The sequence below is a fragment of the Paraburkholderia sp. BL6665CI2N2 genome (assembly GCF_004366535.1).
In the GTDB taxonomy this organism is placed as follows: domain Bacteria; phylum Pseudomonadota; class Gammaproteobacteria; order Burkholderiales; family Burkholderiaceae; genus Paraburkholderia.
Window position 1 is genome coordinate 2,770,229 of record NZ_SORC01000001.1, and the last position, 23,546, is coordinate 2,793,774.

General features: G+C 63.0%; 22 protein-coding genes and 1 pseudogene. 13 read left to right on the top strand and 10 right to left on the bottom strand.

The features are described from left to right. Positions 1-71: 71 nt before the first annotated feature. Positions 72-1,277 carry an alcohol dehydrogenase catalytic domain-containing protein gene (locus B0G81_RS12315; RefSeq protein WP_208328529.1) on the bottom strand — a complete coding sequence of 402 codons (1,206 nt, stop codon included), beginning with the start codon at positions 1,275-1,277 and terminating at the stop codon, positions 72-74. Between the two features lie 32 nt (positions 1,278-1,309). Here B0G81_RS12315 and B0G81_RS12320 point away from each other — a divergent pair, with 32 nt between their 5' ends. Continuing rightward, positions 1,310-1,549 carry a hypothetical protein gene (locus B0G81_RS12320; protein WP_134135765.1) on the top strand — a complete coding sequence of 80 codons (240 nt, stop codon included), beginning with the start codon at positions 1,310-1,312 and terminating at the stop codon, positions 1,547-1,549. Positions 1,550-1,930: 381 nt separating this feature from the next. On the opposite strand, the pseudogene B0G81_RS44590 reads toward B0G81_RS12320, so the two are convergent. Beyond that, a pseudogene (locus B0G81_RS44590) lies at positions 1,931-2,094 on the bottom strand (IS256 family transposase); the annotation flags it as partial. A 665-nt stretch (positions 2,095-2,759) separates the two neighbouring features. Next, entirely contained in the window at positions 2,760-3,410 is a 651-nt protein-coding gene (gene ribA / locus B0G81_RS12330) for a GTP cyclohydrolase II (RefSeq protein WP_116121574.1), read from the bottom strand. A 270-nt stretch (positions 3,411-3,680) separates the two neighbouring features. Here ribA and B0G81_RS12335 point away from each other — a divergent pair, with 270 nt between their 5' ends. After that, the gene (locus B0G81_RS12335; RefSeq protein WP_012426849.1) at positions 3,681-4,124 is read left to right on the top strand and encodes a CBS domain-containing protein; all 444 of its coding nucleotides are present in this window, start codon (positions 3,681-3,683) and stop codon (positions 4,122-4,124) included. A gap of 388 nt (positions 4,125-4,512) precedes the next feature. On the opposite strand, the gene B0G81_RS12340 is transcribed toward B0G81_RS12335, so the two are convergent. Continuing rightward, a complete protein-coding gene (locus B0G81_RS12340; protein WP_116121576.1) occupies positions 4,513-4,857 on the bottom strand; it encodes a DUF4148 domain-containing protein in 345 nt (114 codons plus the stop codon). A gap of 282 nt (positions 4,858-5,139) precedes the next feature. Next, positions 5,140-5,778, bottom strand: a complete 639-nt coding sequence (locus B0G81_RS12345; protein ID WP_134135768.1) for a DNA-3-methyladenine glycosylase — start codon at positions 5,776-5,778, stop codon at positions 5,140-5,142. A 410-nt stretch (positions 5,779-6,188) separates the two neighbouring features. Here B0G81_RS12345 and B0G81_RS12350 point away from each other — a divergent pair, with 410 nt between their 5' ends. Then, on the top strand, positions 6,189-6,539 hold the full coding sequence (locus B0G81_RS12350; protein ID WP_106277811.1) for a BON domain-containing protein: 351 nt from the start codon (positions 6,189-6,191) through the stop codon (positions 6,537-6,539). 483 nt (positions 6,540-7,022) lie between these two features. Then, positions 7,023-8,105, top strand: coding sequence for an ionic transporter y4hA (locus tag B0G81_RS12355; RefSeq protein ID WP_134135772.1), 1,083 nt, complete (start codon positions 7,023-7,025; stop codon positions 8,103-8,105). A gap of 56 nt (positions 8,106-8,161) precedes the next feature. On the opposite strand, the gene B0G81_RS12360 is transcribed toward B0G81_RS12355, so the two are convergent. Continuing rightward, entirely contained in the window at positions 8,162-9,055 is an 894-nt protein-coding gene (locus B0G81_RS12360) for a LysR substrate-binding domain-containing protein (RefSeq protein ID WP_134135775.1), read from the bottom strand. Positions 9,056-9,588: 533 nt separating this feature from the next. Between B0G81_RS12360 and B0G81_RS12365 the strand changes: the two genes are divergently transcribed. The 7 genes from B0G81_RS12365 (at position 9,589) to B0G81_RS12395 (ending at position 15,999) form a co-directional block, all read left to right on the top strand. Beyond that, entirely contained in the window at positions 9,589-10,683 is a 1,095-nt protein-coding gene (locus B0G81_RS12365) for an extracellular solute-binding protein (RefSeq protein ID WP_121310470.1), read from the top strand. After that, positions 10,680-11,639: an ABC transporter permease gene (locus tag B0G81_RS12370; RefSeq protein ID WP_116121580.1), complete on the top strand. Its 960-nt coding sequence runs from the start codon at positions 10,680-10,682 to the stop codon at positions 11,637-11,639. The genes B0G81_RS12365 and B0G81_RS12370 overlap by 4 nt, the downstream gene beginning before the upstream one ends. Next, positions 11,636-12,523, top strand: coding sequence for an ABC transporter permease (locus B0G81_RS12375; RefSeq protein ID WP_134135778.1), 888 nt, complete (start codon positions 11,636-11,638; stop codon positions 12,521-12,523). The genes B0G81_RS12370 and B0G81_RS12375 overlap by 4 nt, the downstream gene beginning before the upstream one ends. 38 nt (positions 12,524-12,561) lie before the next feature. Further along, positions 12,562-13,635: an ABC transporter ATP-binding protein gene (locus B0G81_RS12380; protein WP_134135780.1), complete on the top strand. Its 1,074-nt coding sequence runs from the start codon at positions 12,562-12,564 to the stop codon at positions 13,633-13,635. Between the two features lie 67 nt (positions 13,636-13,702). Further along, a complete protein-coding gene (locus B0G81_RS12385; protein WP_134135784.1) occupies positions 13,703-14,527 on the top strand; it encodes a transporter substrate-binding domain-containing protein in 825 nt (274 codons plus the stop codon). A 66-nt stretch (positions 14,528-14,593) separates the two neighbouring features. After that, on the top strand, positions 14,594-15,340 hold the full coding sequence (locus B0G81_RS12390) for an amino acid ABC transporter permease (protein WP_134135788.1): 747 nt from the start codon (positions 14,594-14,596) through the stop codon (positions 15,338-15,340). 2 nt (positions 15,341-15,342) lie between these two features. Next, a complete protein-coding gene (locus B0G81_RS12395; protein WP_106277827.1) occupies positions 15,343-15,999 on the top strand; it encodes an amino acid ABC transporter permease in 657 nt (218 codons plus the stop codon). A 77-nt stretch (positions 16,000-16,076) separates the two neighbouring features. Here the strand turns inward: B0G81_RS12395 and B0G81_RS12400 are convergent, their stop codons facing one another. The 3 genes from B0G81_RS12400 to B0G81_RS12410 are packed head-to-tail and all read right to left on the bottom strand — an operon-like array spanning position 16,077 to position 20,079. Further along, positions 16,077-17,357 (bottom strand): cytochrome c, encoded by a 1,281-nt coding sequence (locus tag B0G81_RS12400; protein ID WP_134135791.1) that lies wholly within the window; start codon positions 17,355-17,357, stop codon positions 16,077-16,079. 12 nt (positions 17,358-17,369) lie between these two features. Further along, positions 17,370-19,622 carry a xanthine dehydrogenase family protein molybdopterin-binding subunit gene (locus B0G81_RS12405; protein ID WP_134135794.1) on the bottom strand — a complete coding sequence of 751 codons (2,253 nt, stop codon included), beginning with the start codon at positions 19,620-19,622 and terminating at the stop codon, positions 17,370-17,372. 1 nt (position 19,623) lies between these two features. Next, positions 19,624-20,079: a (2Fe-2S)-binding protein gene (locus B0G81_RS12410; RefSeq protein ID WP_106280786.1), complete on the bottom strand. Its 456-nt coding sequence runs from the start codon at positions 20,077-20,079 to the stop codon at positions 19,624-19,626. Positions 20,080-20,488: 409 nt separating this feature from the next. Between B0G81_RS12410 and B0G81_RS12415 the strand changes: the two genes are divergently transcribed. Continuing rightward, positions 20,489-20,887, top strand: a complete 399-nt coding sequence (locus tag B0G81_RS12415; protein ID WP_106280784.1) for a hypothetical protein — start codon at positions 20,489-20,491, stop codon at positions 20,885-20,887. Positions 20,888-21,364: 477 nt separating this feature from the next. Next, positions 21,365-22,183 (top strand): alpha/beta hydrolase, encoded by an 819-nt coding sequence (locus B0G81_RS12420; protein WP_134135798.1) that lies wholly within the window; start codon positions 21,365-21,367, stop codon positions 22,181-22,183. A 10-nt stretch (positions 22,184-22,193) separates the two neighbouring features. On the opposite strand, the gene B0G81_RS12425 is transcribed toward B0G81_RS12420, so the two are convergent. After that, positions 22,194-23,159, bottom strand: a complete 966-nt coding sequence (locus B0G81_RS12425) for a peptidoglycan DD-metalloendopeptidase family protein (protein ID WP_134135802.1) — start codon at positions 23,157-23,159, stop codon at positions 22,194-22,196. Positions 23,160-23,546: the final 387 nt, after the last annotated feature.

The following is a 23,546-nucleotide window of genomic DNA, read 5'->3' on the forward strand; positions in this document are numbered from 1 at the left end:
CGCGCCTCATGTGACGGATGGGGGTGCCTAAAGGAGAGGAGCAGTCGAGCGCCCCGTATCGTCTGCAGGCTCTATGCGGCTTTCTTCACGCTGCCGTGCGGATCGATGACGAATTTCTTCGGCGAGCCGTCGCTGAACGTCTTATAGGCGTCAGGGGCCTGCTCCAGCGTGATGATCTCGGTGTTCAGCATGGCGCCAAGATAGGGCATCCGATCCCACAGGATCGCCATCATCAGGTCGCGGTTGTAGTGCATGATCGGTGCCTGGCCCGCCGTTAGTTTCGGCGATTTGATCCAGGCCTTGCCGAAGTCTATCGGAAGCTTGCCCTTCTTCGTCAGATCGGTGCTGGCCTTTGGGTCGGCGTCGGTATAGATGCCGGGAATGCCCATTGCTCCACCGGCCCGCACCACTTCGATAAGCGTGTTGATTACTGCCTCGGAGTGCTCGCTGTTCGCCTCCGGACCCGAGCCGTGCGCCTCGAGCCCGACGCAATCCACGCCGCAATCCACCTCGCGCTTGCCCAGGATCGCTTCGATCTGGTCGGGCACCGGCGTGTCGCTGGTGAGATCGACCACCTCGCAACCATTATTTTTCAGCAGGTCCAGCCTGGCCCGGTTCGTATCGGCCACGATGATGCAGGACGCGCCGATCAGGCGGGCGCCCGCCGCGGCACACCGGCCCACGGGCCCTGCCCCGGCGATATAGACCGTGGAACCCACCTTGGCCCCGGCTTCCATCAGACCGTGAAAGCCGGTCGGCAGGATGTCCGACAATAGTGTGAGATCGCGGATCTTCTCCATCGCCTGGTCCTTGTCCGGGAACGACAGCAGGTTCCAATCGGCGTAAGGCACCATGAGGTAGTCGGACTGACCGCCCTGCCAGCCGCCGAGATTGAAACCATAGGCGCCGCAATCGACGGTGTCGTTGACGTTCATGCAGACATCGGTATGCCGCTCCTTGCAATTGCGGCAGCGCCCGCAAGAGACGTTGAACGGGACCGAACATATGTCGCCCACCTTGATGAACTCGACGTCCGGCCCGACCTCGATGACTTCCCCGGTCATCTCATGTCCCATCACCATTCCCTTGGGCGCGGCAAAGCGGCCGTGGTAGATGTGCTGGTCGCTGCCGCAGATATTCGTCGTCACGATCTTGAGGATGGCGCCGTGATTGGCTTTCTTGCCTGTCGGTGTGACGAGCTTCGGGTAGTCGAAAGTCTGCAACTCCATCTTCATGGGACCCATGAACGTTACAACGCGATTGCCACTCGCAGCCATGATATTTCTCCGTGTTGGGTGTGTGAGCTGTTGTGCGCGCAGACGCGCGCGATTCCGGCGGCCGCCACGCGCTGCTTGCGCGCAGCGAACAAAGCGGTGCCCACTTCGACGATTGCCTGATCCTGCCGACCCAAGCGGCTACCCGCGACGGCGCGAACCGTCGCGAAACTCGCTGGGGCGGTGGGGATAGCTTCGGGATCGATACGTCCAGCCGAGGCCGCGTGATGATCTTCGCCGGCGGCATCTCTCTTTACCGGGAAGACATGGCGTGACCGATCTCGTCGGCCTTCGCTTCCGCCGCGGCAATGAATGAACGTGCGTGGTTCAGAGGGAGTATAGGAGCTTTATAGGATGTTCCTAGGTGATCTTAGGAGAGCCGAACAAATTAGCGGCAGGAAGCTATGTCCCTGAATGTTTGTAAACTTGCGTCGTCATGGATGAAGAACTGCGCGCCGTGAATTGTCGGCTCCCCGTGTGGCTTCGCGAGATAAGGACAAGGCTGGCGTACGGGCAGTTGATAGCCGGCGACGTCAAGCGGCACGGTTTCTGCTGAACCGGTTGATCGCTTTGCACTGTCTCGCCGTCCTTGAAGGCGCTGCACTTCAGCAACAGCTTGATCTGTTCGGGCCCGTTGATGCGGCGCCAGGTGTTCCGGCATCCTCGATCAGCTTGAATGCGAGACTAAGGAAGGTGGTCATGACACGCAGTTGCGCATATGCGTCGTACGATGGCGCACCGTCACCAGCCTCCACTCGATCGCATCCGTCGTTCGCAAATGCTGGCAGTGGTCGGCCGGGAAGTCATAGAAGGCAAGCAGGCTTCGCGATTTTCTTTAACGTCTCGGCGACCTTCGGATACTTCGGGACGTTCACTGGAATCGGCTCGCCTGCCGTAGAAACTTCGCACTCCGGATATGTTGCGGCAATCTTTTCCGGGTGATGTGACAGTTTCGTGAACCACACGCGCCGTTCTCTGTCGTAGGCTGGTTGGTTAGAGATACCAATGATTCCAGGCTGGAAATGACCGAGGACTGCCTCGGCTATTTCGTTCGGATAACCAGGCGTTTCTAGCGGTGTGCGGGTGGCGCGTGGAAGATCGTGAGCGGATCAACGCGTTGCAGGGAAGCGCGGGCGATTAGGATCCTGTGCGATTTTCGATTTCTTCCGTAATCTCCGTGTTCTCCATAGCGAAAATTGCAGCGATACGTTCACGATTTCCGGTTCGTAGGCGCTTGCAAGCGCAGTCCGGGAAATCCATCAAAGGTCATGTGATCGCCGCTGGCAGCTTAGCTGCGGCACGCGGCGTAGTTTTCCTTGGCAACGCGGGGAAAACCTACGCCTACGTTGCAAGTTCAGACACACGGAGACGAGCGTCGATGTGCCGGCCGGAGCGGCCAGCACGGACACTTTCCGTTTCATTTTCAACCGCTTGCGGACTGTTTTGGCTCGCCTTGAGAGACCGCAGACCGATTCCGGATTCGCGCTACTCGTTCTCGTCGAAGTAGTGACCGAACTTCACCTGCTTGGTGCGGATATAGCGCTCGTTTTCCTCGCGCATCGGAATCGCCAGCGCGACCCGCTCGCACACCGGAATGCCGTGCTTGGACAGCGTGTCGAACTTCTCCGGATTGTTGCTCATCAGACGCACCGACGTGACCTTCAGCGTGCGCAGAATGCCCGCTGCCGAATCGTATTCGCGCGAGTCGTCCGGCAAGCCGAGATCGAGATTGGCTTCGACCGTGTCACGCCCTTGCTCCTGCAGCGCGTATGCGCGAATCTTGTTCGACAGGCCAATGCCGCGCCCTTCGTGGCCGCGCAGATACAGCAGCACGCCGCAGCCTTCCGCCGCGATGTAGCGCAGCGCGAGGTCGAGCTGTTCGCCGCAGTCGCAGCGGTACGAGCCGAGCACGTCGCCGGTGAGGCATTCGGAATGCAGGCGCGTCAACACGGACGACTGATTGGCGACGTCGCCCATCACGAGCGCGAGATGTTCGGCGCCGCTTTCGCATACGCGGAACACGTAGGAAGTGAACGTGCCGTAGCGCGTGGGCAGCGTGGCGGTGGCGTCGAGAATGACGCATTCGCCGTTGGGTGCGCCGTCTACTGCGGGCGACGGATCGTGAGACGTGAGCATGGCGTTAGACAATGGTGCTGACATGAACCCGATCAAACCGGGAATAAGATACGGACTGGGAGTTTACCGCTAATCGGCGTCGGGCACCCGCATGCCCTTGCATGGAGCACGGAACCGCCGTCGCGTCGCGACGCTACTCGAGTTAAACGGCCGCCGCGCCACAGGTATTCCCGAAGTACCTCGGTGCCGCGTCACGCCTATACTGGAATGGCCTGTCCCTCACGACAGCGCGCCGCGCCGGCGTGCTGCACTGCGAAACGGAGCCGCTCCATGACAAGCGTCGCACAGCTTCTTAAAACGAAACCGAACAACACCACCGTTTTTACTGTCGGGGCCGACGATTCGGTCTATGAGGCAATCAAGCTGATGGCCGAAAAGGGCATCGGCGCGCTGGTCGTGACAGACGGCGACAGCATCGCCGGAATCGTCACTGAGCGCGATTATGCGCGCAAGGTCGTGCTGATGGACCGTTCGTCGAAGGCCACGCCGGTGCGCGACATCATGAGCAAGGCGGTGCGCTTCGTGCGTCCCGATCAGACCACCGACGACTGCATGGCCCTGATGACGGAGCGGCGCATGCGCCACTTGCCGGTGATCGAGAATGACCGGCTGGTCGGCATGGTATCGATCGGCGACCTGGTGAAGAACATCATCGCCGAACAGCAGTTCACCATTCAACAGCTCGAGTTCTATATTCACGGCGAGCGGCCCTGACGCACAGCCCACGCCGAGGAACCGGACGCGCAAAAAAGCCCAATCGGTCAACCGGTTGGGCGAAGCTACCTTGCGGCAGCGGAGGTTCCTTGATGGGTCGGCCGTGACACGCGCGAATCGCGCGGCACGGCGGTCTTGCTGCGCTCGCGACGCAACTGGCGCGAGGCGCGCTCAAGCAATTTAACGTTCGCAGCCATGCCCGCCGTGACGGGCCGCGCACGCTGTTGCTCTCAACTTCGAATTGCTTGCTGCGGTTTCAAATTCGATTTCAGGCAACAAACTGCGCGTCGGAGCACGGCTCTAATGATCCGCGTGGCTCCGTGCCCTTCGGCGCCCGGCCGGCCAAGCTGGCCACTGAGCGCCGAATCCGCTTGCCCGCCTACCTCGCTTAATTACCGAAGTACACCGACCTCGGGCCCGACGTCGGTTGAACCACGCCACCGGCTTGCGACGAACCACTCTTCGCGCCACCGTAGCCGCTGGTATCGGCGACCGGTTCCTGCGTCTGCGCGACAGCCGGGTTTTGCGCCTGGACGCGCTGTTCAGCAGCCTGAATATCCGCCGGATAAGTCGGATCGTTCGACGCGCCCGGGTTATAACCCGCTTGCTCAACCCGGATCAGATCGGCGCGAACTTCCGCGCGGGTCACCGGTTGCTGGCTCGCTTGAGCGAACGAAGCGATCGGAGCGGCGAGAACGGCTGCAATGGCGACTGCCTTGATAAGCGATTTCATGATGATTTACCTCCAGACCTGGTTTTATTTGCGACGCTTGCCACACCATGTGAGAAGCGAGTGAATCCAGTCTAGTCATCAGATCGTCAAGGGAAAACCCTTGATTGTGAGATAGATAATTGTTCGAATCGCAAAAATGGTCCGGAAATTACCGTCAGCCCCGATTCAAATCGCATCGTCGGCGTAATAATTGTCGGGATCGTAACCCTTTGTGTCTGAAGTTTGCAAACTACGTCTGATCCGGGCGTCTTCTATCGTCTCACGCGGCATTGCCGGGCAAATTTACGCCCCTTTGGGCGCAGCGGACTGGGGCAGCAGGAGCTTGCGCGGCCCGCTGACAAAGGCGCTGCCGGGTTCAAAGAATCTGAGCGGCTGATGCATTTCGCGCGACAAGCCAATGCGCGTCGTCACACCGAGCGGCACTTCGCCCCGCTCGATGACGCCGATCCACAAGCCCTGCCCCGAGCATAGATCCCAGCCGTCGAACGAAGGGCCGATGCCGAACGCCATCGTGAGCCGGCCGGGCCCGCGCGCGAGGTCGCGCAGCGGCACGCCGGGGCGCCGCACTTCGATCAACGGCAGGCCTTCGAGCGGCTCGATCGCGCGCAGCAGAATGCCGGCGCCGACTTCCTCTGCTTCGGCGGACATATTCAGCATGTACGACAGCCCGTAAGTCAGGCGCACATACGCGTGCCCCGGCGCGAGAAACATCGAACCGTTATGCGGCCGACGGCCCATGAATGCATGACTGGTCGAATCGCCAAGCGGATACGCCTCGGTTTCGACGATTCGCCCGCTCATGCGGCCTTCGGGCAAATCATGCACGAGGTATTTGCCGATCATGAAACGCGCGAGTTCGACGGTATCCAGCGGTAAATCGTCACGAAACAATGGCACGATGGGGAGTTGATGTTTGCGCATGCGTCAGGCCTTATTTTTAAAGCGCGTGGCGTGGAGCTGAACAGAAATGCGGACGGCATGAAATGCGTGCGATCGGCCCACCGCCCGAGCCTCAATGACGCGATGCGCGCCTCGGTTCCAGCGATTGCGCGCCATCGGCCAGTTTTCATCGGCCCATTCGTTGTACCAAAACCTCACTTCTGTGCAGCGCCGGCATCACCATGGCACTAATTGGAGTATCGTGTGTTTCCGGCCTGCAGCACAGCCTTTGCCGGCTCGCGTGTGTTTCGGCCCGCCCGAATCAGCACAGATAGAAAGCATTCGCACGTCCGCAGCACCGTTCCATTCAGTTTTGATCCCGATGTACCTGCTGGTGTAGCGCACTGCCTCATTCGGGGGCGGTTGTACCCATGACAATAGGAGAGAGTTGAATGAAAGCATTCCCGGCAATCAAGATGATCGGCGGCGCGCTGATCGTCCTCGCGTCCCTCAACGTGTACGCACAGAGCAGCGACGCCTCAGCCCCGGCAGCGGCAGCGCCGACGGCCAAGCAGACCAAAGCGGCCGACCGCGCTTTGGGACGCAAGGTCCGTTCGGCCCTGTCGAAGACGAAGGGCCTGAGCGTGGCGAACATCACCGTACGCGCACGCGGCGGCGCAGTGACGCTGGCCGGCTCCGTGCCCGAACAACCGCAGGTCGATCTGGCCACCCAGGCTGCACAAGGCGTGGCAGGCGTGACGTCAGTCAAGAACGCGCTGACCATTCGCCCGGTCGGCCAGTAATCGAGTGAACGTGCTGTAGCAATGTAGCCGGACGCCAATGCCTTCTCGCGGGGCATTGGCGGCACCGGAGCGGTTTCGCGCAGTTTCGCCGGGCGTTGCGCACCCGTAATATGCTCGGCACACCGAGCTTTGCCCTGCATCCCGCGTTCAGCCAGCGGAACCTCAATGCATACCGGTCGCCATCGCCGCCGCGTTAACCACGCACCAGCCAGCGTCCGCCGCGCGTTGTCCGCGCAATTCTGCGTGACCCAATCCCTTTCGCCAGCAGTCGCCGTTTGCGCTACAGCATGCCGGATGACGCCGTCGTCATGCGGCCCTGAAAATCGACAAAGCCTCTTGCACGAACAATTATCCTTTATAATTTAATACGTTAGACCGTGTTGCTTAGAAGTTCCATGAACATGCGCGCTCGCTTCAAGCCCACGGCGGAAGCCATTCGGCCCCGCCGGGCCGTTCCCGACAAGCGTTAAAAAGGAAGCCCGAATGACCACGCCCGCAATCGTTCTGCCCCGCTGGACCATTGCCGCGCCATTTATCGCGTGGATCGTTCTCGGCATCTCGTATGCCATGCCGGGCAATGGACTGCTGCTCGTTCTGGTGGGCGTGGCGTTGTGCGCGGCGGTCTTCACCGCCGTGCATCACGCGGAAGTGGTCGCGCATCGCGTCGGCGAACCGTTCGGCACCTTGGTGCTGGCGGTGGCCGTCACCGTGATCGAAGTCGCACTGATCGTCTCGGTCATGCTCACTTCCGGTCCAGAAAAAGCCGGCCTCGCGCGCGACACGGTTTTCGCCGCGGTCATGATCGTCTGCAATGGCATTGTCGGGATTTGCCTGCTGGTGGGCGGCATTCGCCATCGCGAGCAGGATTTTCAAAGCCGCGGCGCCGCTGCGGCACTGGCTGTGCTGGCGTCCCTGTCCGTGCTGACGCTGGTCATGCCGAACTACACGACCACCCGCGTCGGTCCGGTCCTGTCGCCTTCACAGTTGGCGTTTGCCGGGGTGTCGTCGCTGGTGCTGTACGGCGTGTTCGTGTTCGTGCAAACCGTACGCCATCGCGATTACTTCCTGGCTGCCACGCCGGATGAGGACGTTCACGCCGCGCCGCCGAGCGCCGGCGAGGCGCTCGCGGCCGGCGGTTTACTGCTGGTGTGCCTCGTCGCGGTGGTGTTGCTGGCGAAAGTGCTCTCGCCGGTGGTCGAAACCGCGGTCCAGAATGCGGGCGCGCCGGCCGCCGTGGTCGGCATTGTGATCGCCGCGCTGGTGCTGCTGCCTGAAGGGCTGGCCGCCGTGCGCGCGGCGCGCGCCGACCGGCTGCAGAACAGCCTGAATCTCGCGCTCGGCTCGGCGCTGGCCAGTATCGGCCTGACCATTCCGACTGTCGCCTGCGTCTTCCTGTATACCGCGCAGCCGCTGGTGCTCGGCATCGACGGCAAGGAAACCGTGCTGCTCGTTCTCACGCTGATTGTCGGCACGCTCACGCTCAGCTCGGGCCGCACGACGATTCTTCAAGGCGCGGTGCATCTGTCGCTGTTCGCGGCGTATCTGTTTCTATCGTTCGCGCCTTGAGCGTGAAGGCCTGATCCTTAAAGAAAGCATCGGGCCGGCGGCCCGACGCCGCCCGCCTACTCTTCCCAGTGCGTCGCGATCCAGTCGCGGAACAGATTCAGCTTCTGCTGATGCGCGACCGAGTCCGGATAAACGAAGTAATAACGCCAACCGGTCTTGAGCACCGTATCGAACGGCCGCACCAGACGCTTGGCCGCCACGTCCTCGTCGATCAGCGCGAGGTCGCTGATCGCCACGCCGAAGCCTTGCAGCGCGGCGTTGGTCGCCATATCGAGCGTATCGAAACTCGGGCCGTGCCCGGCGTCGATCGCCGCGCCCTTTGCGGCATCGATCTCGGTCACCTTGGCGAGCCACATCTTCCAGTCGCGATGATCGCGGGTGGGATGCAGCAGCGTATGGCGCGCGAGGTCGGCCACCTCGGCAAGCGGCTTGTCTTTCAGCAGATCGGGCGCGCAAACGGGCGTCAGACGTTCCTCGAACAACGGCACCGCCTGCACGCCCGCCCCCGGCGACGAACCGTAGATGATCGCGGCGTCGAACGGTTCGAGCTGGAAATCGACGTCGTGCTGCCATGTGGTCGTGATCTGCACGTGCAGTTCGGGATACTCGGCCTGGAAGCGCATGATCTTCGGCAACATCCAGCGCATCACGCAGGTCGGCACTTTCAGCGCGAGATCGGTGCGCTGCCGTGTGAGACGCAGCGAAATCTCCTCGATGCGCGCGAAGCTTTCCTTGACGGCCGGCAGCAGCAGTTCCCCTTCGGCGGTGAGCGTCAGGCCTTTCGCATGGCGCTTGAAGAGCGGAAACTTGTAGTAATCCTCGAGCGCGATGATTTGCCGGCTGACCGCGCCCTGCGTCAGGCATAAGTGATCGGCGGCACGCGTGAAACTGCGATGCCGCGCCACGGTTTCGAAAATCTGCAGCGCGTTCAGCGGCGGTAGGCGTCGCATCGTGAGTGTCCAGTACGATCAGGAAAAGTCATTGCGTGTGCGTGGCGGCGCGACTCGTCGCATGCCGCCCGGATGCCGCGCACGGGCCTACAGGATACGCGATCACAAATCTCCGCACGAGGATCGTGCTACGCGCCCTCATGCATTCGGCTCATGCCGCCGTCAAACCGCGCGGCCCGGCAAGCCGCCATGCACCGTCACAGGGCAACGCGCGTCCATGATCGCACCAGAACCGAGCTTTCCTCATACCTCCTGAAGGGCTTAAAGCGTCGACGAAATATGGACGTTAACCCGCATGCGCTACTGCCTCGGCGCTCTCGCCGTCTGACCGGCATGCGCCATCGCAATCGCGCGACGGCCGCCGCATGAGCTTATGTCATACCGTCCATGCGCATATTTCGTTTGTTGATGGATTTTGGCAAACCTAGAGTGCTTCAACACGCAGCGCAGGCGGACAACGCCAATCAGCGAGGCGGCGGCGGCAATCACAGCGGCATCATCGGGCAACAAGGCGTTCAACACAGGAGACCGCCATGCAAGAGATCAAACGGGGTAGAAGGCAGGCCATCAAGACGCTCGGCGCCGCACTTGCGGCATCCACCTTGCCCATGCCGTTCATCAACCTGCGCGCGCAGGAACACAACTTCAGCGGCAAGACGCTGCGCCTGTTGACCTGGTCGGACGACACGGGCGCGGCCGCGTTGCGCAATATCGCCGCCACCTTCACCGCGAAAACCGGCGCCAAAGTGATCGCCGACCGCGCCGACGGCACCTCCGGCATGGTTGCAAAGGTCAAGGCCGCGGGCGATCGCCCGACCTACGACGTCATCACCCTGGCCGGCGTCGGCGCGTCGGGTCTCGGCGACGCCGGTCTGCTGATGAAGCCCGATCTGGACAAACTGCCGAACCTGAAAGACGTCGCGCCGCAGTACCGCACGGGCGCGAACGGCTTCGGCGTCGGCTATCTGCTGTGGTCGGACGGCTTGATCTACAACACGTCGACGGTCAAGACCGCGCCGGCATCGTACGAAGCATTGTGGGACCCCAAGTACGCCGGACGCCTGTTCCTGCCGCCGCCCGAGTGGGCCGAAGCGGTGGACCTCGCGATCATCGCCGCGAAGATGAACGGCGGCTCGCAGCAGAACATCGAGCCGGGCTTCAAGAAACTGATGCAGTTGAAAGATCGCGTGATGACGCTCGGCGAGAATCCAAATCAGGTGGCCGATCTGTTCCGCACCGGCTCGCTCGATATCGGCGGCATCTATTCGCCGGCGTTCTTCCCCGACCAGATCCGCAAGCCCGAGTACAAGATGGGCGTGACCTACGGCATGAAGGAAGGCTTCGCCACGCAACTGATGTTCACTGTAATCCCCAAGTCGCATCCGGGTGACAGCGATCTGATCCACGCCTTCATCAACCATTCGCTCGACGCCGGCGTGCAAGGCCGCATGGCCGCCGACGTGCTGAACGGCCCGGTGAATTCGAAAGCGGTGATTCCCGCCGAAAGCCGCGCGTTCGTGCCGAGCCCGCAGCAGATCGCCGAGAAAGCCGTGCTGCATGACGACAAGGCGCTCGCCGTGGTGCAGCCGGCGTGGATCAAGCGTTACACCGAAATCTTCGCGGCATGACGACAATGCTCGCACGCTTCTCCCGGCGTGTTACTTCGTCCGGTCCGGCCTCGGACCCGGCGGCGGGTGCGTCCGGTCTCGGACCGGACACGCCTGCCGCCACCGCGCTGGCAAAGGCGCGGCCGTGGCTGCTGCTCGCGCCGATCCTGCTGTTTCTCGCCATCCTCGGCGCGGCGGCGCTGGTCGTGCTGCGCATGAGCTTCGGCACGCAGGGCAACGAGTGGCACGGCTTCACGCTGCAAAACTACGCGGACCTGCTTGACGGCTACTTCCTGAAGTCGTTGTGGCTCACATTGAAGCTCGCGTTCCAGAGCATGATTTGCGCGGTGCTGCTGGCGATTCCGGTAGCACTGGCGATGGCGCGCACGAAGTCGCGGCTCGCACGGCGGCTTCTGCTTGCCGGCGTGCTGCTGCCGCTGCTCGTCAATCTGCTGCTGCAAGGCTATGGCTGGCTGATCATTCTCGGGCCGGCCGGTCTGCTCAATCACGCGCTGCTCGGCAGCGGCCTTGTGCAACGTCCGTTGATGTGGCTGTACCGCGAAAACGGCGTGCTGCTCGGACTGATCCAGACGGCGTTTCCGCTCGCCGTGCTGCCGCTCTCGAGCGCGATGCGCGCGGTCTCGAGTTCCTACGAAGAAGCCGCCGCCACGCTCGGCGCGACACGCTGGCAAACGCTGCGTCACGTGCTATTGCCTTTGGCGATGCCCGGCCTCGTATCCGGCGCGCTGCTCGTGTTCGCGTACAACGCGAGCGCGTTTGCCGTGCCGCTCCTGCTCGGCGGACGCCGCGTGCCGATGCTCGCCGTGCTGGTCCACGATCAGGTCGCGCCCTTGCTGAACTGGCCGGCGGCCTCCGCGTCGGGTGTCGTATTGATGATCGCCACGTTGACGGTGATGGCGCTGTCGCAGCGCCTCGTGCGCCGCACGCAAAAACTTGCCGAGGAGCCGCACGCATGAGCACGCCTGTTCAAACCGCGCCGCCGCGTATGCCAAGCTCGCCACGCTCTCCACGACTAACGGCCGTCATGCCCGGCCAGTTAGGCAAAGCGACCGCCCTGCTCGCGGCGATCGTGCTGTTCCTCGCCGCGCTGCCGATCCTCACGATGATCACCATGTCGTTCAGCGCGGCCGACACGCTCGAATTCCCGCCGCACGCCTACGGCCTGCACTGGTATCGCGCCGCGTGGCACAGCTTCGCGTCGCCGGACGCGAGCGACTCGCTCTCGATGGGCGCCGCCTTGAGCACGAGCCTGATCGTCGCGCTGTCCACCATGGTGATCGCCACGCTGGTCTCGGTGCCCGCCGCTTATGCGCTGAGCCGCTACCGCTTTCGCGGCAAGCCCGCGGTCGAACAACTGGTCGCGTTGCCGCTCGTCTATCCGCTCGTGATGCTCGGCCTGTCGCTGCTGCTGGTGTTCAACGTGCTGCCGGTCGAACTCGGCGTGTTCCGCCTGATCATCGCGCACGTGATACTCGCGCTGCCGTTCACCGTGAAGAATTGCGCGGCGTCGGTCGCCTCGATCGGTCCTGAGTTCGAAGAGGCCGCCTGCGTGATGGGCGCGAGTCCCGGCCGTGCGCTTATCGACGTAATCCTGCCGCTGATGCGCCCCGGCATACTCGCCGGCATGCTGTTCGCCTTCATCATCTCGTTCAACGAATTCACGGTCACGTTCTTCCTCTACGGCATCGATACGATGACGCTGCCGGTGTGGCTCTATAGCCGCACGGTGTCGTCGCTCGATCCGACCGTGTTCTGTTTCGCCGTGTTCATCGTCGCGATCGACTTCGCGCTGATCTGGCTGCTCGAAAAGCTGATCGGCGACGAAGGCGTTGCCTTGTGAACGGACGCGCTTGTAGCGCTTGATTGCTGGAGCATTCGATGACCCATTTAACGTTGCAGGCCGTGACCCGGCGTTTCGGTGCGGCGCATGCCGTCGACAATGTCGATCTGAGCGTGCCCGACGGCAAGCTGGTGTGCTTTCTCGGTCCGTCCGGCTGCGGCAAGACCACGCTGCTGCGCCTGATCGCCGGGCTGGAAACGCCGACCTCGGGCACGATCCATTTCGCCGGGCGCGACATCACGCGACTGCCCGCGAACCAGCGCGACTTCGGCATGGTGTTTCAGTCGCTCGCGCTGTTTCCGCACATGACGGTCGCGCAGAACATCGCGTATCCGCTGAAGTTGCGCAAGACCGCGAAGGACCAGCAGACCGGCCGCCTGGCGGAATTGCTGGAACTGATCCAGTTGCCGCACATGGCGAACCGGCCGGTCACGCAACTCTCCGGCGGCCAGCGCCAGCGCGTGGCGATTGCGCGCGCGATCGCATCGCAGCCGAAACTGCTGCTGCTCGACGAGCCGCTCTCCGCCCTCGACGCCAAGCTGCGTGAAGCGATGCAGGTGGAAATCCGCCTGCTGCAGCAGCGCCTCGGCATCACCACGATCATGGTCACGCACGACCAGCGCGAAGCGATGACAATGGCCGACGAAATCGTCGTGATGGAAAAAGGCCGGATTGCCCAGGTCGGCAAGCCGCTCGATATTTATCGCGATCCGGTCAGCGAGTTTGTCGCCGACTTCATCGGCCTCGGCAATATCCTGCCGGTCACCTACGACGGAGCAGGCGTCGTGAGCTTGCCGGGCGGGCGGCGCATCAGCGTCGCGCAACCGGCCCGCGTGCCGGAGTCGAGCAGCGATATCCGTCTGCTGATCCGCCCGGAAGACGTGTGCGTGAAAGCGGCGTCCGACGCGGCGGGTCCGAACCGGCTGCTAGGCACTGTGACGTTTATCCGCGACGTGGGTGCGTCGCTCGAAGCGACCATCGACTGCGCCGGCTTCACGTTGACGGCCGCCACCACGCCGCGCGAAACGCCGGGGCTCGCGCTCGGCACGCCGGTGCTCGCGGAATTGCCACCGCACGCGTGCAAACTGATCGCCGCGCGCGCGCCGCATTGAGCCGCACGCCACCGACCCACGCAAACTCGCCCATTCCAACAGCGACATTTTCGACAGAGGACAGACCATGAACCACCGCCCCGCTACCCCGACCCGCACCCGCCGCGTGTTCGCCACGCTCGCCGCGACGCTGGCCTTCACCGCTCTCGGCGCCCTGTGCGCGTTGCCGTCGGCCGCCCATGCGGACGCGCTCGACAACATCGCCAAATCGGGCACGGTACGCATTGGCGTGTTCGAAGACTATCCGCCGTTCGGCTCGATCGGCCCGGACATGCAGCCGATGGGCTACGACATCGACGTCGCCAACCTGATCGGCAAGGCGCTCAGCGCCAAGGTCGAACTCGTCCAGGTGACGGGCGACAACCGCATGGCCTATCTCGCCGACCACAAGGCGGACATGCTGCTGTCAGTGGGCCAGACGCCGGAACGCGAAAAGGTGATCGACTTCTCGCAGCCGTACGCGCCGTACTACCTCGCGGTGTTCGGCCCGAAAGCCCTGCCGGTTAAGAACGCCGCCGACCTCGCCGGCAAATCCATTTCGGTCGCGCGCGGCACGCTGGAAGACCTGAGCGTGACCAAGATCGCGCCGCCCACGGCGAACATCAAAAGATTCGACGATCCTAACGGCGCAATTTCGGCGTTCCTTTCTGGTCAGGTACAGTTGATGGTAGTCGGCAACGACGTCGGCGCCACGATTCTCGCGCGTCATCCGGCCAACGATCCCGAGCAGAAGTTCTCGCTGTTCAGCTCGCCCGATCACGTCGGTTTGAACAAGAACGAGCCGCGTCTGAAGCAGAAGGTCGACGAAACGATTGCCAAGGCCCGCAAGGACGGCACCATGAACGCGATTTCGCAGAAGTGGCTGCGTGCGCCGCTGCCGGCCGACCTCTGAACCTTTTTGCGCGGACCACGCAGCGTGGTCCGCGCCGGAGTTTGACCTCACGATGAGCGCCACGCCATGACCTATGCGTTCGATTTCAGCGGCTTCGGCCTCTATGCGGGGATGCTCGCGCGCGGCGTCGCCGTGACTTTGGGGCTGACGGCGGTCTCGACCGTGCTCGGCGGGATCGTCGGCATCGCGGGCGCGAGCGTGGCGGTGGCCGGGCCGAAATGGGCGCGCTGGGTGGTGGCGAGTTATGTGGAATTGATCCGCAACACCCCGTTCATCGTGCAGTTGTTCTTCGTGTTCTTCGGCTTGCCGAGCCTCGGCATTCATATCGACGAAGTGCAGGCCGCGATTCTGGCCATGACCGTCAATCTCGGCGCTTATGCCATAGAGATCGTGCGCGCCGGCATCGATTCCATTTCGCGCGGCCAGGTGCAGGCGGCGCAGGCGCTCGGTCTGCATGGGCGGCAAGTGTTTCGCTTCATCGTGCTGCCGCAGGCCATCGCCAATGTGTTTCCCGCGCTGCTGAGCCAGGTGCTGATCGTCATGCTCGGCTCGGCGGTGGTCTCGCAGATCTCCGTGCCCGATCTGACGTACGCGGCCAACTTCATCCAGTCGCGCAACTTCCGTTCGTTCGAGAGCTACCTGATCATCACCGCAACGTATCTGTTGCTGTCGATCGTGTTGCGGCAAATCCTCAACCGGCTCGGCCGCGGTCTGTTCGCGGGCCGTGCGGCGCGCGGCAATGAAAGCGCGCCGCGTAACTGGCGCAATCGCCTGATGTGGCGCGGCGCCCGCACTCTGCCCACGGAGCGCTGATCATGGTCGAATTCACGCTGTGGGACATCGCCCGCAATCTGTTGCTTGCCGCGCGCTGGACTGTGTTGCTGTCGCTGATCGCGTTTGTCGGCGGCGGCGTTGTCGGGCTGATTCTGCTCGCAATGCGCGTGTCGCCGATCGCCTGGCTGCGCCGCATCGTCGTGCTGTATGTGGAGGTGTTTCAGGGCACGCCGCTGCTGATGCAGCTCTTTCTGACGTTTTTCGGCTTGCCGCTGCTCGGTGTCGATGTGTCGCCGTGGGTCGCCGCCACCGTCACCTTGACGCTCTACACGAGCGCGTATCTGGTCGATATCTGGCGCGGCTGCGTCGAAGCCGTGCCGCGAGGCCAGTGGGCCGCGGGCGCGAGTCTCGGCATGACGTTCGGCCAGCAGTTACGCTATATCGTGTGGCCGCAGGCGCGCAAAATCGCGGTGGCGCCGACGGTCGGCTTTCTCGTGCAGGTGGTGAAAAGCACGGCGCTCGCGTCGATCATCGGCTTCACCGAATTGACCAAGACCGGCACCATGATCACCAACGCCGCATTCCGCCCGTTCCCGATTTACGGCATGGTCGCGATGATCTACTTCGCGATGTGCTTCCCGCTGACGTGGTACGCGCGAGTGCTGGAGAAACGGCAGAAGGTGGGGCAACATCGTTGATGCCTCGCTCCCGCGCATGAACAAAAACGGCAACCAAATGAAGCGGTTGCCGTTTTTTTATCGCCAGCCCCGCAGAACTAGCGAGCCGCGTGCGTGGACTTGCGCAGCTTCGCCACGTCGTCCGCCGTCACCGCCGGCGCGCCATTGTTCCATCCGGCGCGCACGAAGGTCAGCACATCCGCGATCTGCTGGTCGTTGAGCACCGGCGCGTACTTCGGCATCGGATACGGCGCGGGAATGCCGCCGATCACCAAGTCCTCGGTGCCGTTCAACGTCACGTTGATCAGCGACGACGGATCCTTCTCCAATACGTTCGGATTGCCGGACAACGGCGCGAGCATCGGCGCGAAGCCGCGTCCATCGACACCGTGGCAGTGCATGCAATACGCCGTATAGACGCGCGCGCCGGCATCGTTCGCGGGACGGTCCAGCGACACCTTCGTCGCCTGCGGATCGTACTTATAAGGCGGCGCACCGTTGCCCCCTGACGGCGGCAGCGACTTCAGATACGTCGACATCGCAGCGATATCCGTATCGTTCATGCCCTGCGTGCTGTTGTTGATCACGCTGGTCATCGAACCGAATGCGGAGGCATGGCGATTCGCGCCGGTCTTCAGAAACGCCTGCAAGTCCTGATCGTTCCAGCGGCCGAGACCGACGTTCTGCTCGCCGGTGAGATTCGCCGCGAACCAGCCGTCGAGCACGCCGCCGGTCAGGAACGCGCTGCCGCTTTCATCCAGCGCCTTTTCCTGAAACGCGATGCCGCGCGGCGTGTGGCACGACCCGCAGTGCCCAAGCCCCTGAATCAGATACGCGCCGCGATTCCACGCGACGTCCTTGGCCGGCTTGTCCTGATAGACGCCTTTATCCAGGAACACCATGTTCCAGAACTTTAGCGGCCAGCGCATGTTCAACGGCCACTTGATGTCCGGCTCGCGATTCGCCTGCTGCACCGGCGCCACGCCGCTCATGAAATACGCGTACAGCGCTTTCATGTCGTCGTCGTTGACCTTGGCGTACGACGGATACGGCATCGCCGGATAGAGGTTGTGGCCGTCTTTCGCCACGCCTTCGCGCATCGCCCGGGCGAAGTCCTCTTCCGTATAGCCGCCAATGCCCGTCTGCGGGTCCGGCGTGATGTTGGTGGTGTAGATCTGGCCCATCGGCGTGGTCATCGGCAGACCGCCCGCGAAGGGCTTGCCCTTCGGCGCCGTATGACAGGCGACGCAATCGCCGACCTTCGCCAGATAAGCGCCGCGTTGCACCAACGCCTGATCCGCCGCTCGCGCCGGAGCTTGCGCGAACAACGGCAGTGCCACGCACAGCGCCGCGCCGAAACCCTTCAGTGTGTTTTTCATGTCGGGCTCCGTTCAGACGGTTTGCAGTTGGCTGCCGACCGGCAATTGCCGCAGCCGCTTGCCGGTGGCCGCATAAATCGCGTTGGTCAGCGCGGGCGCGAGTGCCGCCGTGCCGGGTTCGCCGATGCCGCCGGGCGCCTCGCCGCTCTTCACGATATGCACGTCGATAGGCGGTGTCCGATCGATCCGCAGCATCCGATAATCGGTGAAATTGTTCTGCTCGACGCGGCCGTCCTTGATCGTGATCTCGCTGTAGAGCGCCGCCGTGATGCCGAAGATGATGCCGCCCTGCACTTGCGCTTCGACCGTGTTCGGATTGACCACCATGCCGCAATCGACCGCACACGTTACGTGCTTGACCGCCACCTCGCCCTGCTCCACCGCGACGTCGACGACGATCGCGAAGAAGCTGCCGAACGCATGCATGACGGACACACCGCGCCCTTGGCCCTTGGGCACCGCGCTGCCCCAGTTCGCCGCTTGCGTGGCGACGTTGAGCACGTTGAGCGCGCGCGGCGTCTTGCCGAGCAGGTCCTGACGGTATTTGACAGGATCGACTTTCGCCTGCGCCGCGAGTTCGTCGATGAAACTCTCCACCACGAAGGTCCCGCGCGTCGGTCCCACGCCGCGCCAGAATGCGGTGGGCACCGTGCGCGGTTCCTGGCGAACGTAGTCGATCAGCTGATTGGGCAAGTCGTACGGCAAGTCCGACGCGACCTCGACCGCGTCCGGATCGATGCCGTTCTTGAACGCGGGCGGCGCGAATCGCGCCAGTATCGAGGAGCCGACAATCCGGTGCTGCCATGCGACCGGTTTGCCATTCGCATCGAGGCCGGCCGAAATCTTGTCGTAGTAATACGGGCGGTACATGTCGTGCTGAATGTCTTCCTCCCGTGTCCAGACCACTTTCACCGGCGTCGACACTTGCTTGGCCACCTTCACGGCTTGCGTGACCATGTCGAACTCGAGCCGCCGGCCGAAGCCGCCGCCGATCAGATGGTTGTGCACGACGATCTTGTCGGCCGGCAGACCCGTGACCGCCGCGGCGGCATCCACCACACGCGTCGGCACCTGCGAGCCGAGCCAGACATCGCAGCCGTCGGGGCGTACATGCACCGTGCAGTTGATCGGCTCCATGGTGGCATGCGCGAGAAACGGCTGCTGATACACGGCGTCGACGCGTGTCTTCGCATTGGAGAACGCATTGCCGACGTCGCCATCTTTACGCGCCACCGCGCCGTCGCGCTGCGAGGCATTGGCGAGATCGTCGACGATCTGCTTCATCGACAGGTTCGCGCCCGCCCCTTCGTTCCATTTGATGACGAGCGCCTGCACGCCGCGTTTGGCGGCCCACGTGTGGTCGCCGATCACCGCGACCGCGTTGTCGATCTTGATGACCTGGCGCACGCCGGGGATTTTCTTCGCGTTGGTGTCGTCGACGCTGGCAAGCGTGCCGCCGAACACCGGGCAGTTCGCAATCGCCGCGTAGACCATGTCGGGCACGCGCACGTCGAGACCGAACATCGCCGTGCCGTCCACCTTCTCCGGCGAATCGAGGCGCTTAACCGCCGTGCCGATCAGCTTGAAGTCCTTCGGGTCCTTGAGCTTGACGTTCTGCGGCGCGGGCAGACCGGCAGCTGCCGTCACCAGCTGACCGTAACCGATGCTGCGCTTGCTGGCCTCGTGAATCACCTGTCCAGCCTGCGCATGGCAGCTTGCCGGATCGACTTGCCATTGCTGCGCCGCCGCGCTGATCAGAATGGTGCGCGCAGCGGCGCCCGCTTTGCGCATCGGCTCCCACGCATAGCGGATCGAGGTCGAACCGCCCGTGAGCTGGCCGCCGAGCAGCGGATCCATAAAGAGCTTTTCGTTCGGCGGCGCGTGATCGATGGTGATCGTGTCGAGCGGCACTTCGAGTTCTTCGGCGATGAGCATCGGAATCGACGTGTAGACGCCCTGGCCCATCTCGACCTTCGGAATCACGAGCGTGACCTTGCCCGCGGTATCGATCTGGATGAACGCGTTCGGCGCGAACACGCCGCTTTGCGGCGTTTCTACGCCGTCGCCGCCGATCACCGATTTGCCGGCCTTCTGATCCTGGCTCGCGGCCGGCATGCTGAAGCCGAGCAGCAGACCGCCGCCCGCTGCCGCGCCGACCGTCACGCCGAATTTCAGAAAGCTGCGGCGTGAAAAGCCGGCTGCGGCGCGCGCGCCGGCCTTCGACGCATGCGCGCCGTTTTGTGAATCAAGCAATCCCTGGGACATGTCATGCCCCCTTAGCGGCTTGCTTGATCGCCGCGCGGATACGGTTGTAGGTTCCACAGCGGCAGATATTGCCGGCCATGGCGGCGTCGATATCCGCATCGGTAGGATTGGGGTTGCCTGCCAGCAGCGACGCCGCCGACATGACCTGCCCCGACTGACAGTAGCCGCATTGCACCACGTCCAGTTGGCGCCAGGCCTGCTGCACCTTCTGACCGGCCGGCGTGCTGCCCACCGCTTCGATCGTCGTGATCTTTTTATCGCCGACGGCTGCTGCCGGCAATACGCACGAGCGCACCGCCACGCCGTCGAGGTGCACGGTACACGCGCCGCATTGGGCAATGCCGCAGCCGAACTTCGTGCCGGTCAGGCCGACGATATCGCGCAAGACCCACAAGAGAGGCATGTCGGGCGGCGCGTCGACGGTGTGCGTCTGGCCATTGATATTCAGCGTTGTCATGGAGCGGCTCCGAGTGGGGTTTATTGTTTATCAAGCTGTTTAGACAGAGACGTCGGACCAAAACATAAAGACTCACCGCGTTTATTCGACTGACTGGACTAATACGTATGCTGTTTTTTCCGGTCCTTGAAAACGGCGATAAATGCATGGGCGCGAACCTGCCGATACTGACCGGCGAATTGTAGACGCGCATTAAAAAATTCGCCTCGTGGCTGCACACTGCGGTCAGCCCGAGGCATTTCGCGGGTGCTAAGTGCGCAGTTGAAAGGTGTTTTTAATCGACGGCAGACGATCCGCGCATCGGCCTTGATGATCGGCCTCTATACGCCAGTGAATCTAATTGAATCAATGCCGGGTGATTTTGTTAGCATGGATCCGGTCTGACTGACTATCCGAAGGAGCAGTACACATGGACGACTCGCAATGCACTCAATTCCTCTCGGACATTCGCCGGCCGCTGTTGGCGCTGCACAAGGCCATTCTCGATCACGAGCGTGCCGTGTACGAAAAGGAATTTGGCCCGGTCACACCGGCAGCTTTCCTGCAGGTGCTCATCAACGGGTCGGGGTTCCGCTGGCTCGCGGCGCTCTCGACAGTCATAGCGAACGTCGACGAAATTCTCGACGATAAGGAAGCCGAAGCCGCCGACCGCATCGCCGCGGCCGAAGCGGTGACGGGACTTTTCTCGCCCGACCAGCCGAACAATACTTTTTTGCCACGCTATCTGCCGCTGTTGCAGGCCGATCCGGCGATCCTGCATCACCATGGCCAGGTGTCGCAGTTGTTACGCGGGTACGAATCGAAGTAGCCGGTTGCGCGCGGCCTTCTGCGCTCGTGTGGTGCGAGTTCGGGCCGCGCTCTGTTTGAGCGTTGCTCGCACTTGGCCCTCGGCATGATCGTGTGGCGCGTTGCGTTCGTCCCGCCTCGGCTCCCGAATTTCCTCACCATTGAATACGCGCGCTTCGACCCATCGTGCCGTGTTTGCGCGATGACGGCATGGGTGCGCCGTCGTCGCGATTACCAGGGTTTTCGAACACGTCCAACGCAACGAGGCCTTGTTTCAGGCCAATTTATGCGCGATTCGTAAGAGTGCGTGTTGCCGGCCTCGCTCGTTTGCGATTGAAACGAGTGCGCGATCTAGTCATGGCTGAATTTGCCTGGTTTTGCTGAATAAAACAAAGGTGAGCTTCTGCGGGAGATCTTCAGCGGGAGCTACGAAAAGCCGGTCAGCATGCTTCACGAAGCCCTGCTAAGGTAGGCAGACCCTCTTGCGACGCTCATCGCCATGCAAATCTGGCCGCTCCCCGAAAGCTATGCCTTCCGCGATCAAGCCGTGCGTTTCAACGTGACGGGCAATGGTCCGCCGCTGGTGCTGGTTCACGGCACGCCGTTTTCTTCGTATGTGTGGCATCGCATTGCACCGCATCTCGCCCAGACACGCACCGTCTATTACTACGATCTGCTCGGCTACGGGCAATCCGAACAGCGCGACGGCGCGGACGTCTCGCTGGGCGTGCAGAACGCTTTGCTGGCGGAATTGCTCGCGCATTGGCAACTGACAAGCCCGGACGTCATCGCGCACGATTTCGGCGGCGCGACTTCATTGCGCGCGCATCTGATCGATGGCTGCGACTACCGCAGCCTCACGCTGATCGATCCGGTAGCGGTCGCACCATGGGGTTCGCCGTTCGTGCGGCATGTGCGCGATCACGGCGACGCGTTTGCCGGACTGCCGCCGTACATTCACGAGGCGGTGGTGAAAGCGTATGTGCGCGGCGCGATCGCGCGCGAGATTCCGGACGACGAACTCACGCCCTATGTGACGCCATGGCTCGGCGCAACCGGCCAGGCCGCGTTCTACCGGCAGATCGCGCAAATGGATCAGCGCTACACCGACGAGGTCGAAGCGCGCTATCCGCAGCTACGTTGCCCGGTGCAAATTCTGTGGGGCGAAGAAGACCAGTGGATTCCACTGGCGCACGGCCGTCAACTGGCCGCGGCCATACCGGAAGCGCGCTTTCAGGCGGTGCCGAAAGCCGGCCATCTGATGCAGGAAGACGCGCCGGAAGCGATTGTCGCCGCGGCGCTGCTGTGGCTGGATTGAAGCCGCTCGCCTAGCCGCGTCCTTGCGGCAGGTACGGCATCGGATCGATCGGCTTGCCGTCGCGGCGCAACTCGAAACCCACGGAAACGCGCGAGTTCTTTTCGTCGCCCATCTCCGCGATCTGCTGCCCCTGCATGACGATATCGCCGGTTTTGACCAGTAGCTTGCGGTTGTGCGAGTAGGCGGTCAGAAAGTCCTTGTTGTGCTGGACGATGATCAGACTGCCGTAGCTGTTCAGGCCCGTGCCGGCGTACATCACCTTGCCGTCGGCCGCGGCCCGCACCGGATCGCCCGGCCTGCCGCCGATTTCGATGCCGCGTGTTTCGCCCGGCTGGAATCCCTCGACCACCCGCCCGCCCGCGGGCCAGGCCAGCGCTACGCCGTTCGCGTGCCGTGCGGTTTGATGCGCCACTTCGCGTGCTTCAGCAGAGCTAGGCGCCGGCGACTGCGGGGCTTGCGCGGTCTGCGACGGTAACTGCGTAGCGCCCGACGCCAACGCCGGCTGCCGCGCCGCGACCGAAGCACTCGATGCGGACGCCGCCGCGGCTTTCGCTGCCGCATTGGCCGCGTTGGCCGCGTTCACCGCCCGCACCGTTTCCGGCGACGCGACGTGCAAGACCTGTCCCAACTTCAACCGCGAGGACGCCTTCAATCCGTTCCAGGCCTGCAACTGCTTCACGCTGCAATGATGATGCTGCGCGATGCGCGCCAGGCTGTCGCCACGTTTGACGCGATACACGAGCGGCGGCGAATTCTTGAGCAGCGCGCTCCCGTCGGCGTTGATGCCTGGCGGTGCAACCGCTGTCGCGTCGGAGGCCGGCGCGGTTGCCGCCAGCGCACCTGACGCGGGCGCCGCGCCCGCTGCCGCGCCTGTCTGCGCGCCCTGCTGACCCACATTCGCACAACCGCTGACCGCCAGCGCGACCCATACGCCAGCCAGACTGGCCATCATTGTTCTGTCGAAGCGCTTTCCCATCTTGTTCGACTCCTGCCTCGTTCATTGGCGAGCTGGATGTTGCCTTGTCGCAAGCGACGCGCACGCCCGGACGGCGCGCTGCTTTCCCTGCGACACGACAAAGCCGCCTCGTGCGGCGCTCACCCTCGCCTTGCCGACCAACCCAACCCCTTGCCTTCACAAGCTTTCGAACACTTGGGACGCGCCCATGGCGCCCGCCGAAACAGCCGATCTTCCGCGGAAAGGGCCAGATTGCCGATTAAAATTCAAGCGGAATTGTAAAGTGCGTTTTATACAAAACGCGTCGAGCCACATACTTTGATACAAACCTTACGCTGGGTATTGCGGATAACGTTGCGCATGCAACGTGAACGCGCGGCGCGTGCCCGTCAGGCATCCGCGTGACCG